This is a genomic window from Streptomyces sp. NPDC059900, assembly GCF_050270335.1.
In the GTDB taxonomy this organism is placed as follows: domain Bacteria; phylum Actinomycetota; class Actinomycetes; order Streptomycetales; family Streptomycetaceae; genus Streptomyces.
Genome location: NZ_JBNNJZ010000181.1, coordinates 1 through 14,357 on the forward strand (window position 1 = coordinate 1; position 14,357 = coordinate 14,357).

11 protein-coding genes and 1 pseudogene are annotated in these 14,357 nt (G+C 71.8%); 3 read left to right on the forward strand and 9 right to left on the reverse strand.

What is annotated here, in order from left to right; translation table 11 throughout:
• Positions 1–342: 342 nt before the first annotated feature.
• Positions 343–3,402, reverse strand: coding sequence for an AfsR/SARP family transcriptional regulator (locus tag ACQKIP_RS22880; protein ID WP_365854286.1), 3,060 nt, complete (start codon positions 3,400–3,402; stop codon positions 343–345).
• A gap of 163 nt (positions 3,403–3,565) precedes the next feature.
• Positions 3,566–5,224 (reverse strand): MFS transporter, encoded by a 1,659-nt coding sequence (locus tag ACQKIP_RS22885; protein WP_365854288.1) that lies wholly within the window; start codon positions 5,222–5,224, stop codon positions 3,566–3,568.
• A 208-nt stretch (positions 5,225–5,432) separates the two neighbouring features.
• Between ACQKIP_RS22885 and ACQKIP_RS22890 the strand changes: the two genes are divergently transcribed.
• Positions 5,433–5,645, forward strand: a complete 213-nt coding sequence (locus tag ACQKIP_RS22890; protein WP_365854290.1) for a DUF4287 domain-containing protein — start codon at positions 5,433–5,435, stop codon at positions 5,643–5,645.
• Positions 5,646–5,653: 8 nt separating this feature from the next.
• On the opposite strand, the gene ACQKIP_RS22895 is transcribed toward ACQKIP_RS22890, so the two are convergent.
• Complete coding sequence (locus ACQKIP_RS22895) at positions 5,654–7,189, reverse strand: FAD-dependent oxidoreductase (RefSeq protein ID WP_365854292.1); 1,536 nt, start codon at positions 7,187–7,189, stop codon at positions 5,654–5,656.
• Between the two features lie 139 nt (positions 7,190–7,328).
• A complete protein-coding gene (locus ACQKIP_RS22900; RefSeq protein ID WP_365854294.1) occupies positions 7,329–8,243 on the reverse strand; it encodes an AurF N-oxygenase family protein in 915 nt (304 codons plus the stop codon).
• 410 nt (positions 8,244–8,653) lie between these two features.
• On the opposite strand from ACQKIP_RS22900, the gene ACQKIP_RS22905 reads away from it, so the two are divergent.
• Positions 8,654–10,033 (forward strand): alpha-amylase, encoded by a 1,380-nt coding sequence (locus tag ACQKIP_RS22905; protein ID WP_365854296.1) that lies wholly within the window; start codon positions 8,654–8,656, stop codon positions 10,031–10,033.
• A 2-nt stretch (positions 10,034–10,035) separates the two neighbouring features.
• On the opposite strand, the gene ACQKIP_RS22910 is transcribed toward ACQKIP_RS22905, so the two are convergent.
• Both ACQKIP_RS22910 and ACQKIP_RS22915 read right to left on the reverse strand, forming a co-directional pair.
• The gene (locus ACQKIP_RS22910; RefSeq protein WP_365854298.1) at positions 10,036–10,464 is read right to left on the reverse strand and encodes a nitroreductase/quinone reductase family protein; all 429 of its coding nucleotides are present in this window, start codon (positions 10,462–10,464) and stop codon (positions 10,036–10,038) included.
• Between the two features lie 29 nt (positions 10,465–10,493).
• A complete protein-coding gene (locus ACQKIP_RS22915) occupies positions 10,494–11,045 on the reverse strand; it encodes a TetR/AcrR family transcriptional regulator (RefSeq protein ID WP_365854300.1) in 552 nt (183 codons plus the stop codon).
• 168 nt (positions 11,046–11,213) lie between these two features.
• Between ACQKIP_RS22915 and ACQKIP_RS22920 the strand changes: the two genes are divergently transcribed.
• Positions 11,214–11,681, forward strand: coding sequence for a nuclear transport factor 2 family protein (locus ACQKIP_RS22920; protein WP_365854302.1), 468 nt, complete (start codon positions 11,214–11,216; stop codon positions 11,679–11,681).
• Here the strand turns inward: ACQKIP_RS22920 and ACQKIP_RS22925 are convergent.
• The 3 genes and pseudogenes from ACQKIP_RS22925 to ACQKIP_RS22935 form a co-directional block, all read right to left on the reverse strand.
• Entirely contained in the window at positions 11,662–12,894 is a 1,233-nt protein-coding gene (locus tag ACQKIP_RS22925; protein ID WP_365854725.1) for an MFS transporter, read from the reverse strand. The genes ACQKIP_RS22920 and ACQKIP_RS22925 overlap by 20 nt on opposite strands.
• Complete coding sequence (locus tag ACQKIP_RS22930; RefSeq protein WP_365854304.1) at positions 12,894–14,111, reverse strand: ATP-grasp domain-containing protein; 1,218 nt, start codon at positions 14,109–14,111, stop codon at positions 12,894–12,896. The genes ACQKIP_RS22925 and ACQKIP_RS22930 overlap by 1 nt, the downstream gene beginning before the upstream one ends.
• Positions 14,108–14,357 (reverse strand): annotated as a pseudogene (locus tag ACQKIP_RS22935) (cysteine synthase family protein); the annotation flags it as partial. The pseudogene ACQKIP_RS22935 and the gene ACQKIP_RS22930, both read right to left, overlap by 4 nt.

Sequence of the window (14,357 nt, forward strand, 5' to 3'; positions counted from 1 at the left end):
GCACAGCTCCGGGGACGGGCTGCCGCCCGCCCCCGGAGTCCCCTCCGTGCCCTGGCAGGGGCTCTACGCGACGATCGGCCCACACGACCGACGGTGTCGGCTGTGTGGGCCGTACGAGGCATCAGTGGCCTTCCCCCGTGGTTCCCCCGTTGAATTCCGCTGAGTCCCCCGTTGTTTCCTGCGATCCCCCGTTGCCGTCGGCGTGTTCACCCGCCGACACCCACAGAATGACGTACTCCGCTGCAAGTTCTCTGCAAGTCCGCGCCAAGCGGATTGCAGCGACCCCGAGGCGCCCGAGAACCCAGAGGCACCCGAGGTACCCGAGGTACCCGGGGTGCAGGGCTACAGCCCCGGCTCGTTCCGTTCGCGCGCCTCGTACGCCGTGAAGACCTCCCGCGCCTCGGCCCGCAGCGCACCGGCCCCCCGCCGGTCCCCCGCCGCCTCCCGCGCCGCGGCGAGATCGCGCAGGGTGCGGGCGCGCGGCAGGGGAAGCTCCAGGTCCTCCCAGAGCGCGGCGGCCGTGGTCAGGTGCTGCTCGGCGGTGTCGAGGCGGCCCGCGGCGAGTTCGCATTCGCCGAGGGTGCGCAGGCCCAGTGCCTCGCCGAAGCGGTCGCGGTGGCCGCGGCAGACGTCGAGGACGCTGCGGATCTCGACCGCGGCTTCGTCCGAACGACCGAGCCGTATCCGGGACTTGGCCCTCGCCTGCATCGCGTAGGCAAGCATGAGCGGATCTCCCAGGGTGCTCAGGAGGTCCACCGCGCGGCCGGAGAGCTCCTCGGCCTGCGCGTACTCGCCGAGCGCGCGGTGCACCAGGCCGATCGAGCGCAGCGTGAGGGACTCGCCGCGGCGGCTGCCGAGCCTGCGGTAGGCCCGCAGCGATTCGTCGAGGAAGGAGCGCGAGGCGTCGAAGTCGCCGAGCTCCAGCTGGACGGATCCGGCGTACCGGCAGGACAGGCCGATCCCCGGGTCGTCCTTGAGCCGGCGGAAGCCCTCGACGGCGCGCACGAGCGTGTCCTGCGCGTCGCGCAGCCGTCCCGCTTCCCGCCGGGCGCTGCCGAGCCCGGCGAAGGCGGCGGCCCTGCCGCGCACGTCGCCGAGTTCGGCGCAGAGTCCGGCCGCCTGGTTGAAGTAGCGCTGGGAGTCGGTGAACCGGTCCTGTTCGTAGCGGAGTTGGCCCAGGCCGATGAGGAGCAGGGCCTCGCCCGCCCGGTCCTCGGCGCGGCGGGCCGCGGCGAGCGCAGCGTCGTGGGTGCGCCACCAGGCTTCGAAGCGGTTGCCGACGGTGTAGGCGGAGGAGCACAGGGCGGCCGCCGCCTCGCAGGAGAGGGTGTGCAGGTCGAGGGCGGCGGCGCGCTCGACGGCGGCGGCTATGGCGTCGGCCTCGGCCTCGAACCAGGCGGCCGGGTCGGCCAGGGCCCGCTGGGTGGCTTCGGGGCCCACCGGCCTGACGAGGCGGCGCAGGGCCACCGCGGCGGGGCCGTCCGAGTCACTGGAGTACAGGAGCCCGCGGTGCAGTTCGACGGCGCCGGACGGTGTCGCGGAGGCGGCGCGGCCGGTCAGCCAGAGCCAGGCGCCGAGAGCCCGGCCGACGGCGGCGGCCCGTTCGGCGGGCGGGTCCTCGGCGTCGGCGCGTTCGGCGGCGTAGACGCGGACCAGGTCGTGGGGCCGGTAGCGGGGTTGGCCGGCGCGGTCGACGCCGGTGCAGTGCAGGAGCTGGGCGTCGATGAGCTGCTCCACGACGCGGTCCGCCTCGGCCTCGGGCACGTCGAGCAGCGCGGTCACCACCCAGGCGGCCACGTCGGGTGCCGCGAGCAGGCCCAGGCGGCGCAGTGCGGTGCGGGCGGGGGCGTCCAGGGCGCGGTAGCTCATGCCGAGCCCGGCCCGTACTTCCAGGTCGCCGACGGCGAGTTCGTCCAGGCGGTGGTGCTCGTCGGCGAGCCGGTCGGCGAGCATGCGCGCGGTCCAGTGCCGGCGCGTGGCGAGGCGGGCGCCGGCGATCCGGATGGCGAGCGGGAGGCCGCCGCACAGTTCGACGATGCGCCGGGCGGAGTCCGGCTCGTCCCTGACGCGCTGCTCCCCCGCGACGCGCCCGAGGAGCTCGGTGCCGGGCTCCGTGTCGAGTACGTCGAGATCGGCGCGGTGGGTGCAGGGCAGCGCGCCCAGGCGGGCCCGCGCGGTGATCAGGACCCCGCAGGTGGCGCTCCCCGGAAGCAGTGGGCGCACCTGTGACTCGCTGCCCGCGTCGTCGAGTACCAGCAGGACGCGCCGCCCGGCGACCAGGCTGCGGAAGAGGTCGCGCCGCTCGGCGTCTCCGTCGGGCGGATCGGCCCCCAGGGCGTAGAGGAGCCGCCCGAGCACTTCGCCGGGTGCCACGGGATCGGTGGCACCCCGCAGCTCGGCGTACAGCTGCCCGTCCGGGTAGGCGTCGGCGACCTGGTGCGCCGCCCGCACGCCCAGGGTGGACTTGCCGACGCCGCCGGGCCCGGACAGGACGACGACCGGCATGGCCTCGCGGGGTTCGGACAGCGCGGCCCGCACCGCGGCGAGCTGGGTGTCGCGGCCGGTGAAGTCGCCGATGGTGGGCGGCAGGAGGGCCGCGACGGGGACGACGGCGGCTGCGTCGCGGGCGGGGTCGGGGGCGTTCGCCGCGGCGGGCAGCAGCTCTTCGTCCGCCCGCAGGATCGCCTCGTACATCCGTCTGAGATCGGGTCCGGGGTCGATCCCGAGCTCGTCGGCGAGTACGTCGCGGCCCTCCGCGTACACGGTCAGCGCGTCGGCCTGGCGGCCCAACCGGTAGAGAGAAAGCATGAGTTGGCCGCGCAGCCGCTCTCGTCCGGGGTGCCTGGCGACCAGCGCGGTCAGCTCGCCCACCAGTTCCGTCTCGCGGCCCGTCTGTGCCAGTTCCGCGGCGATCCGCTCCTCCAGGGCCGCTTGCCGCGCCTCGTCCAGCTGGTCGGCCACGGCGCGCAGCGTTTCGCCGATGCCGCCGAGTGCGGGGCCGCGCCACAGGGCCAGGGCGTCTCCCAGCAGCCGGGCGGCCGCCGCGTGATCACCGTCCGCGGCGGCCTGCCTGCCCCGGGTGCACAGGAGCTCGAATTCGGCGCGGTCGACGAGCGTGGCGTCCGCGTGGACCAGATAGCCCGGCGGCCGGGTCTCGATGGCGTCGGCGGACAGTGCGCGGCGCAGCGCGGAGACGTACGACTGGATCAGGGAGCGTGCCGTGTCCGGCGGGCGCTCGCCCCAGATGGCGTCGACCAGCGCGTCGACGGACACCACGCGTCCGGGTTCCAGGAGCAGCGCCGCGAGCAGGGCCCTGGGTTTGGGTCCGCCGAGGGCGAGCCGGCGGCCCGCGCGCCATGCCTCGACCGGACCCAGCAAGCGGTAGTCGGTGTCCGTGTTCACGCCCGTCTCCATGGGTCCTTGCCCCGCGCCGCCCTCACCGTCCGCGCGCCGATCGGGCTGGTCATACTACGTCTGCCCGCCATCAACTCGTTTGCACAGCGGGGCAATCAGGCCATCCGCCGAGGGGACGCCGAGCGGGCTGCGGCTGCGGGTGCGGCTGCTTTCAGCCGGAGGCGGGAGGGCCGCTGCGGGAAGGGCCGCCCGCAGGAGGACCGTCGTCCGCGGGCGGGTCCGGCGCGGCCGGGTCCGGCGCGGCCGGGTCCGGCGCGTCCGCGCCCGGTGCGAGCGGGACCCCGCCGCCCTGGAGGCGCTCCAGGTCGGCGGGCCGCACCTGGATGACCACCAGGGCGATCAGTGCGGCAACGACGGCGAAGACGGCAGCGGCCACGAAGGAGCTGGAGATGCCGGACGTCAGGACCTGGTCGCCCCAGCGGCCGGGGAGCTGTCCCGTTCTGCGGAACTCCACCAGCTGGGCCGGGCTTGCCTCTTTCAGGAAGCGGGGGACCTGGTCGGTGGCCTCGTTGCGGCTGGCCGTGCCGAAGACCGTGACGAGGACGGACAGGCCGAGCGAACCGCCCACCTGCTGGGTGGCGTTGAGGATTCCGGAGGCCGCTCCGGCCTCCTGCGACTGCACCCCCGACACCGCCATCAGGGTCAGCGAGACGAACTGCATGCCCATGCCGAAGCCGAAGACCAGCACGGGGCCGAGCAGGCTTCCGACGTACGTGCTGTCGACGTCGGTCAGTGTCAGCCAGCCGAGGCCCACGGCGGCCAGCGTCGCGCCCACCACCATGAAGGGTTTGGGCCCCCACTTGGGCAGCAGCTGGGAGGCGAGTCCCGCGCCCACCGCGATGATCGCGCTGACCGGCAGGAAGGCGAGGCCGGCGCGCAGCGGGCTGAAGTCCAGGATGTTCTGCACGAACAGCGTCAGGAAGAAGAACATGCCGAACATCGCCGCGGCCAGGCACAGCATCATCCCGTAGACACCGGCGCGGTTGCGGTCGCGGAACATCCACAGCGGGGTGATGGGCTGCTTCGAGCGGCGCTCGACCGTGAGGAAGAGGGCGAGGAGCACCACGGCCGCCGCGAAGGACGCGATGGTCAGGCCGTCGCTCCAGCCGTCCTTGGAGGCGCGGATGAATCCGTAGACGAGCAGCACCATGCCCACGGTGGAGGTGAGGGCGCCCAGGATGTCGAAGTGCCCCGGGTGGCGCTCGGACTCGCGGATGTAGCGGGGTGTCGCGAACGCGATGAGCAGGCCGATGGGGATGTTCACGAAGAGCACCCAGCGCCAGTCGAGCCACTCGACGAGCAGCCCGCCCGCCAGGAGCCCGATCGCGCTGCCGCCGGCCGATACGGCGGCGAACACGCCGAACGCCCGGTTCCGCTCGGGGCCTTCGCGGAACGTCGTGGTGATCAGCGAGAGCGCGGTGGGCGAGGCGATGGCGCCTCCGACGCCCTGCAGCGAGCGGGCCGCGAGCAACTGCCAGGACTCCTGGGAGAGTCCGCCCAGCAGCGAGGCGGCCGCGAAGAGCAGGACGCCGAACATGAAGACCCGGCGGCGTCCGAGGATGTCGCCGAGGCGGCCGCCGAGCAGCAGCAGGCCGCCGAAGGTCAGCGTGTAGGCGTTGATCACCCAGGAGAGGGTCTCGGTCGAGAAGCCCAGCGAGGTCTGGATGTGCGGCAGGGCGATGTTCACGATGGTGATGTCGAGGACCACCATCAGCTGGCACGAGGCGATGACGAGGAGTGCGATACCGCTGCCGCTGCCCCGCTTCGGGGAGGCGGCAGACTCCGAGGGTGTCGTACCAGAGCCGGTCATGGGATTGCTCGTGCGTCAGGCAGGCGGTGAACGACCAGGTGCGGCGTTCACACATTTAGGCTAATCCCGGCGATCCGGCCCCGCCAGGCGAACATGTGACCTAGAACACTCCGGCCGCCCGATGACTTGATCCGGCCCCACCTGTCCTACTCACCACAACACCGCGACACCGCGGCAGAGGACTTGCGAGAGACAGGACGGCATCACCATGACCGAAGCCACCAAGGGCCCCGCCAGCTACTTCCCTTCGATCGAGAAGAAGTACGGACGCCCGGTCGCGGAGTGGAAGGACCTCATACGCTCCTCGCCGCTGACCAAGCACATGGAGATCGTCGCCTGGCTCAAGGCCGAACACGGCCTGGGGCACGGACACGCCAACGCCCTCGTCGCCCACACCCTGGCCGAGAATCGCGACGCCTGAGGGGCGGCTCAGGCCGAGACCGCCTTCCGGTTGCGGCGCCGGGCGAGCCGGTGGAAGGCCTTGGGCGCGCGCGGCGGTGCGGGCAGGGCGCCTGCGACCGCGTCGGCCAGGAGCGTGGTGACCGTCTCGGCGGCGCAGGTGCGGTTGGCGCCGATACCGCCGCTGGGGCCCCGCTTGATCCAGCCCACGACGTAGGTGCCCGGCTGTCCGGTCACCCGGCCGCCCTCGTGCGGGACGGTGCCGGTGGTCTCGTCGAAGGGCAGTCCGGCGACCGGCATCCCGCGGTAGCCGATCGCGCGCAGCACCATGTCGGTCCGTATCGTCCGCTCCCCCGAGGCCTCCACGACGCGTACGCCCCGGACGGCTTCCTCGCCGACCATCTCCACGGGCGCGGAGTGGAAGCGCAGCACGATGCGCCGTCCCGGTGCGGGCGCCTGGTCCCAGTCGACGTGGGCGCGCGTGACGCCGCGCAGGAGGGCCGCCTTGCCCTTGGGGTCGGACGCCGGGTCGGCCTCGTCGACGGCTGTGGCGACCCGGGGGTCGTGGTCGTCGACGACCAGGTCCAGGCCCGGTACGTGCTTGAGGGCGAGCAGTTCGGACTTGGTGTACGCGGCGTCCTCGGGGCCCCGGCGGCCGAGCAGGACCACTTCGCGGACGTTGCCCGCGCGCAGCGCCGTCAGCGCGTGGTCGGCGATGTCGGTGCGGGCGAGGCTGTCGGGGTCGGCGAGCAGGATGCGGGCGACGTCGAGGGCGACGTTGCCGTTGCCGACGACGACCACGCGTTCGGCGGACAGGTCGATCGCGTCCGGCGCCTCGTCGGGGTGGCCGTTGTACCAGGCGACGAAGGCCCTGGCGGAGATGCTGCCCGGCAGTTCCTCGCCGGGTACGGACAGGGTGCGGTCGGCCGAGGCGCCGACGGCGTAGATGACCGCGTCGTGGTGGGCGGCAAGCTCCTGCGCGGTGACGTCGGCGCCCACGTCGAGCCCCAGGTGCATGCGCACCCGCGGGTGGGTGTGGAAGCGGGCGAAGGTCTCGCCGACCTTCTTGGTGGCGGGGTGGTCCGGCGCCACGCCGAAGCGCACGAGGCCGCCGGTCTCCGGCAGCCGGTCGATCAGGGTCACTTCGGCACTGGTGTGCAGGAGCAGGTCCTGGACCGCGTACATCCCGGCGGGTCCGGTGCCGACGACGGCGACCTTGAGCGGTGCGAAGTCCGAGGGCAGGACCCGCGGGAAGGACGGCTTGTCCCAGGCGTGGAAGTTCGGCCCGTCCGGGGCCGGTTCGGGTTCCTGGTCCGCGAAGTACGCCGCGTTGATCTCCGCGTACTCCTGCTGGGCGACGGGCAGGCTGTCCACCGGGAAGATCGCCTCGACGGGGCAGGCGTCGGCGCAGGCGCCGCAGCCTATGCAGGTCGCCGGGTCGATGTGCAGCATTTCCGTGCTGCCGAACGCCCGTTCCTGGGGCGTGGGGTGGATGCAGTTGACCGGGCACACGGCCACGCATGTGGCGTCGTTGCAGCAGGTCTGGGTGATGGCGTAGGAGGTCATGTCGTCGGCTCGACTCGCTCGGCTCGGATCGGCTGGTTCTCAGCTCGATCGGCTGGGATCAACTCACAACGGAACTGCTCGGGGTGCTCGGGGTGCTGGGGCTGCGCGCACTGCCGGGAATCGTTCGGCGGCGCGCTGCTCAGATGAGGTTGGCGCGCTTGTAGAAGGCCAGGGCCGGCTTGGTGAGCAGGCGCGAGGAGGCCAGGAACTCCATGAGGCCCGCGCAGCTGGAGCGCATCATGGACTTGTGGTGTTCGTTGTTCTTCGCCTCGGCCAGGGCACGCTTCTCGTCCAGCCCCGCGTTCGCGTACACCTTGTCGTTCACCATGCTGGTGACGATGTAGTACGAGGCGATGGCGACGACGAACGCGTTGATCTGGCGGCGCAGCGGGCCCGCCCCGGACAGGCGCTTGGTCGTCTGGTCGCGGGCGAACTTCATGTGCCGCGATTCCTCGACGACGTGGATGTTGTTGATCGTGCGGACGAACGGCACGACGCGCTCGTCGCGCATCCAGTCGCGCTGCATGACGTCGAGGACCTCTTCGGCCACGAGGATCGCGGCGTAGGCCGCCTCGCCGAAGGCCACCGTCTTGAACGCCCGGCCCAGTTCCATCGCGAACCGCTTGGGCCGGTAGGCGGGCGCGCCCAGCTTGCGGGCGCCGCGGGCGAACATGATCGAGTGCCGGCACTCCTCGGCTATCTCGGTGAGCGCCCACTGCACTTCGTCGCTGGCCGGGTCCTTCATGTAGACGTCGCGCAGCACCATCTGCTGGAGGATCATCTCGAACCAGATGCCCGTGCTGGCCACCGACGCGGCTTCCTGCCGCGTCAGTTCCTTGCGCTGCGCCTCGGTGAGCTCCTGCCAGTAGGCCGTGCCGTACAGGGAGCACCACTCCGGGCTCGCGCCGTGGAAGTCCCGGTCGAGGGGGGTGTCCCAGTCCACCTCGGTGGCAGGGTCGTAGGCCAGTTCGGCGGCCGAGTCGAGCAACCGCCGTGCCACGTCGTCTTCTTCGGGGTGATCGTGCGATGCCGGCCGAACAGTGCTGCTTGCCATGCTGCGGCTCCTTGACTCTGATGCGTACGTTCTCTTGTTCGCTCAGGCAACGGTCCGGGGCGCCGTCCCGCAACGCGCCGCGGCCCGCTTGTTAGACAGACGGTATAACAAGCGGGCCGCGGATCCTACCCCCGAGTAAGAACCGAATTCGCGCAAGTTCTTGCAGCACGGCTCCCGTGCAGGTCGCGCCGTGCGGGCACACCCACCGCTCACAGAATCCGCGAAACTCACCCGTCGCACCGGCCGCCGAAGCCGCTCGCGGTACCGGTAGTTGAAATATCTTGCAGAAAGCATTGACGCGTACATGCGCGGACGGCAGGCTCCGAGGCGCAATCCCCCCACGGCAGCCTCCCCCACGAGCCGCTGCCCTTCTCGGGCACAGCTGTGCCCGGTCCCGAAGGAGCCGCACCATGCAGCACCGTTCCCGCCTCATCGGCGCGACATCGGCCGGTGTCCTGGCCGCCGCCGGCCTCGCGACGTTCGCGCCCTCGCAGTCGCAGGCGACCCCGCCCGGCGACAAGACCGTCACGGCCACCATGTTCGAGCGGCCGTACGCGGATGTCGGCAAGGCCTGCGGCGACGAGCTCGGCCCGGCGGGCTACGGCTACGTCCAGGTGTCGCCGGCGTCCGAGCACATCCAGGGCGACCAGTGGTGGACCTCGTACCAGCCCGTCAGCTACAAGATCGCGGGTCGTCTGGGCGACCGCGCCGCCTTCAAGGGCATGGTCGACGCCTGCCACGCGGCGGGCGTCAAGGTGATCGCGGACGCCGTCGTCAACCACATGGCGGCCGGGTCGGGAACGGGCACCGGCGGCACGCAGTACGGCAAGTACGACTACCCCGGCTACTTCCGGGACGCCGACTTCCACACCTGCCGCACCAGCATCAACGACTACACGAACCGCGACAACGTCCAGAACTGCGAACTGGTGGGCCTGGCCGACCTCGACACCGGCAGCGACGCGGTGCGCACGACGATCGCCGCCTACCTCGACGACCTGCGCTCGCTGGGCGTGGACGGCTTCCGCATCGATGCCGCCAAGCACATGTCGGCCGACGACGTCGCCGCGATCAAGGGCAAGATGAGCGACCCCGGATTCTGGGTCTCGGAGGTCATCCACGGCGGCGGGGAGGCCGTGCAGCCCGAGGAGTACACCGGCGTCGGGGACGTCGACGAGTTCCGTTACGGCGGGCACCTCAAGAGCGCCTTCCAGGGCGGCGACATCGCGCAGCTCAAGTCGGTCGCCGACGGCAAGCTGGGCAGCGCATCGGCCCGTACCTTCGTCGACAACTGGGACACCGAGCGCAACGGCTCGACGCTCACCTACAAGGACGGCGCGAGCTACGCCCTGGCCAACGTCTTCATGCTCGCCTCGCCCTACGGCTCGCCGAACGTGTACTCCGGCTACGAGTGGAGCGACAAGGACGCGGGCCCGCCCAGCGGGGGCGAGGGCTGGACGAACACGCACACCCAGCAGGCGATCACCGGCCTGGTCGGGTTCCGCAACGAGGTGGGCGCCGCCGAGCTGACCGACTGGTGGGACAACGGCGGCAGCGCCCTGGCCTTCGGCCGCGGCGACAAGGGTTTTGTCGCCCTCAACAACGGCGACGGCGAGCTGAAGCAGACGTTCGCGTCGTCCCTGCCCGGCGGCACCTACTGCAATGTCGCCGAGGCGTCCCCCGGCAGCTGCGACGGCAACACGGTCACCGTCGGGGACGACGGGAAGATCGAAACCACCGTGCCCGCGCACGGCGCCCTGGCCCTGCACACCGGGGCCAAGGCGGGCTGAGGCTACGCCAGGCGGAACACCGGGTGGCGCGGCGACTCGGCGGCGAACTCCTCGTCCGTCGAGTCGCCCGTCACGTCGAAGTAGGCCCGCGTGACGGGCACTTCACGCCAGTACTGGCGCAGGACGGGGACACTCTCCTCGGGGCCGAGTTCGACCACGCGCACGGTGTGCGACGTGCCGCCCCTGCTGAGGTCGATCTGCCCGGCCACGCGGGCGTTGCGCACCCAGTTGCTCACCCCGTAGGCGCCGACGACCCAGCGCTCGCCGCCCGCGGACATCACGTCGACCGGGACAGAGTAGAGGCGGCCCGACTTCCTGCCGGGCACGGTCAGGATGTACCGGTAGTCCTTGCCGATCCCGAACCGGGTCATCGTCCGGAACACGCCGTTGATCAGGCGCGTGCCGAAACCGATGCGATACGTCTTGGCCATCGGCCTTCTTCCTGTCGAGCGACCGGCGGTTACCGCGCGGCCAGCAACTGGGCGGCGCCGAGGCGGGCTTGGCGCGCCGCTTCGGGTGACCCTGATATCGCGGCCGTGGTCATGGCCCCTTCCGCGAGCAGGACCAACGGGCCGACAGTCTGCCCGGATTCACCCGCGTCGGCCACAAGATCGGCCATGTAGTGGTGGAAGGCATCTTTGTGCGCGCGCACGGCCTCGGCCACCGCCGGTTCCACGGAGCCGAGTTCGCCGAAGGAATTGATGAAGGCGCAGCCCCGGAAGTCGGGTTCGCAGAACCACTCGTACAGCCAGTCGTAGACCGCGAGGATGCGCTCCACCCCGCCCGGCCTGCTCTGCGCGTACTCGGCGAGCCGGGTGCGCCAGCGGCGGTCGCGGCGCTCCAGGCAGGCCAGGACCAGCTGCGACTTCGAGGGGTAGAGCTGGTAGAGCCGCTTGAGCGAGACACCCGAGGCGGCGCGCACCTGGTCCATGCCGACGGCCTGGATTCCCCGCTCGTAGAAGAGCCCTTCGGCGGCGTCGAGGAGTCTGGTTTCCGCTTCGGCGCGATCCATGAGGGCTCCAGACAGATGAGAACGTTCGTTCTCCGACCCTACTACGCGGCGGCGCACACCCGCACCCTTGCGTGAGAACGTGCGTTCTCCTATCGTGGGCCGCCTCGGCAGAGAACGCACGTTCTCCAGTTCGCGGACGCCGCGCCGCACCTTCTTCGGGAGATATCCATGACCGAACGACCCCCCGTTCCGCCGTTCACCCGCGAGAGCGCGGCCCAGAAGGTCCGCCTCGCCGAGGACGGCTGGAACAGCCGCGATCCCCACAAGGTCGCCCTCGCCTACACCAAGGACTCCCGCTGGCGGAACCGCGCCGAGTTCGTCACCGGCCGCGATGCCATCGTCGCCTTCCTGTCCCGCAAGTGGGACCGGGAGCTCGACTACCGCCTGATCAAGGAACTGTGGGCACATGACGGCAACCGCATCGCGGTGCGCTTCGCCTACGAATGGCACGACGACTCCGGCCACTGGTACCGCTCGTACGGAAACGAGAACTGGGAGTTCGGCGACGACGGCCTGATGCGCGTCCGGCACGCCTGCATCAACGACCTGCCCATCCAGGAATCCGAGCGCAAGTACCACTGGCCGCTCGGCCGCCGCCCCGACGACCACCCCGGCCTCAGCGACCTCGGCCTGTAAGGGGTACGCCCTCTTTGCGCGCGGACCAGCGGCCGACGACGAGCGGGAGCAGTGCGCACTGCACGGCTACCGCACCCCAGAACAGGCCCGCGCCGCCGCTGCGTTCGGCCAGCTGGTAGCCCTCGCCTCCGGCCGCGCCGCTGACGAAGGCGCCGATTCCGGCCGCGAGACGCTGGTGGCCGAAGACGACCGCCGGGGAACGGGGCGACCGGGCGAGGGCCTCGAGGTCGTTCTTGAAGAACAGGACGAGCTCGCCGAGGCAGACGAGCAGGGCCCCGGCCAGGATGGCGGCATGGTTGCCGACGGCGAGCGCGGCCATGCCCGCGGCCATCGCACCGAACCCCCACCACAGGGCCCGGGCGTAGGGCAGGCGCGCGATCCGCTCCGAGAGGAGGGGCTGCGCGATCACGAGCAGCAGGGCGTAGAGCGCGAGAACCAGGCCGTAGTACGTCGTGGAGGTGCGGGGCACCGCGTACAGGGCCAGATAGTGCTGGAAGAACATGAAGACGTACAGGCTCAGCACGGTGGTCGCGAACGGCAGCACGGCCAGGCCGGTGAACGCCTTCTCCCGGCGTGGTGGTGGGGCTTGTCCGGCCCCGGCGGCCGGCCCGTGGCCGGGGCTCTCCGCGGGCAGCAGCGCATGCCCCGCGGTGATCGCCGCGAACAGGGCGGTGACCGCGGTGAACAGGCCGGCCGACGCGGTGAGGACGAAGGGCGCCGCCGCCAGCGGGCCCAGGGCTATGCCCGCGTTCAGCGCGGAACCGCTCGCCGACAGCAGCAGCGGGCGCTGGTTCTCGTCCACCTCGTGGATCAAGTAGGCCTTGTTCGCGGGCAGATAGAGCGCGGCGCCCACGGAGACCAGGAAGAGCGCGAAGACCGCGGCAGCGGGGTGGCGCAGGCCGGGCAGGAAGCAGCCGAACCCCGCCGTACGGATCACCAGGGCGAGCAGCATCGTGCGCCGCAGCCCGATGCGCTCGGCCACGGCGCCGCCCACCACCCCGCCGGAGAACTGCACGAGGGAGGCGACGGCCAGCACGACGCCGACCGCACCGAGCCCCATGCCGAGCCGCTCGTGGAGCAGCACCGACATGAAGGGCAGCACGGCGAAGCTGCCCAGCGGGATCAGGAAGGACCCGGCGAGCAGGAACCGTTGCGGCCCCGTCAGCCGCGCGAGGCCGGACCGCAGGCGCCCGCGCGGCGTGACCGGCAGCATCACCGGGGAGCGATGAGCGGCCGTATGCTCCCGGCGGCGCTGAGCGCACGGTGCAGGGCGAGTTCCGCGGTGGCTCCCTCGGTCAGGACGATGCCCGTGCAGCCACGCTGGTCGTGCACGTGCTCCAGGCGGTCGCCGGGGGCCGCGGTGGGATACCACTCCGGTGCGCCGGGGAAGGCGGCCAGGCCCTCCACGCCGGTCCACCCGGTGAGGGTGCCCGGCCGGTCGGGGTAGACCAGGACGAACCCCGATGCGGGGCCCGAGGCGGCGGGTGCGTCGAGCAGGGCGGGGCGCAGGCCGAGCGCCACGGCGATCATCGCGTCGTACACATTGGTGCGCAGGGCGCGGCACAGTGCCTCGCCGACGAGCGCTCCCCCGATACGCCGGTTGATCTCGACGAGCTCCGGACCCTCGGCGGTGAGCACCAACTCGACATGGGCGAAGCCCTCTTGGTGGCCCGCGGCCTCGAGAACGCGCCCCGCCCAGTCCTGGAGCCGGGCGAATTCCGCTTCGGGCAGGGCGACGGGAAAGGCGGCTGCCTCCTCGCGCACGGACGGTTCGGGAGACATCTGACGGCTGAGCACGCCCAGGAGCCTCGTCTCCCCCGCCCAGCTCAGCGTCTCCGCGCTGTAGACGGGACCGGCGAAGAAGGGCTCTGCGAACAGCGCCCCGGAGAAGGGACGTTGGGCCGCCTCGCGCAGCGCCGCGCGCAGCTGCCGCTCGTCGCGCACCAGCCAGACGTTGCGCGACGAGGTGCCCGCGGAGTCCTTGAGGACCACCGGCAGGCCGATCTGCGCCAGCACCTCGTCGGCCGCGGCAGGGTCGGCCGGGATCGTCAGGGCGGGGCCGCGGCTCAGGTGCTTCTCGTGCAGGAGGTTGCGCACGCGGCTCTTGTCCCGCAGCACGCGGACCGCGGCCGGGTCGGGTCCCGGCAGGCCGAGTCCGGCGGCCAGGTCCGCGCCCGGCACGCTCCAGGTGTCGGTGGAGTTGATGAGCCCCTTCAGGCCGGGGACGGCGGCCAGGGCCGCGGCGGACGCGGAGGCGTCGCGGGTGTCGACGTCGACGATGTCGAGTGCTCCCGGCGCCAGGCGGGCCAGTTCGTGCCGGTAGACGGACCGGTTGCCGGTGAGCAGGCAGAACCGGTGTCCGGCAGCGTCGGCCGCTTCCACCAGGCGGCCGAGGCCGAAGGTGAGTGCTTCCAGGGCGGCGATGGTCACGATCCGGTCCCCTCCTTGTCGTGCGTGTTCGTGCGGGCGTCGGGCGTGGACGTCCTGGCGCGTACGTCGTAACCGCGCCGGTTCCACTCCATCGCCGACCACGGCAGGGCGAGGTCGGCCAGGTCCGTGATCTGGTGCGGTTTGAGGGTGCGCGGATCGAGCGCCTCCTCATGGCGGGCGAAGACCCGTTCCGTGTAGCGGTGCCCGGTGTCCGCGCCGATCACCAGGTGCATCCGGTCGGGGTTG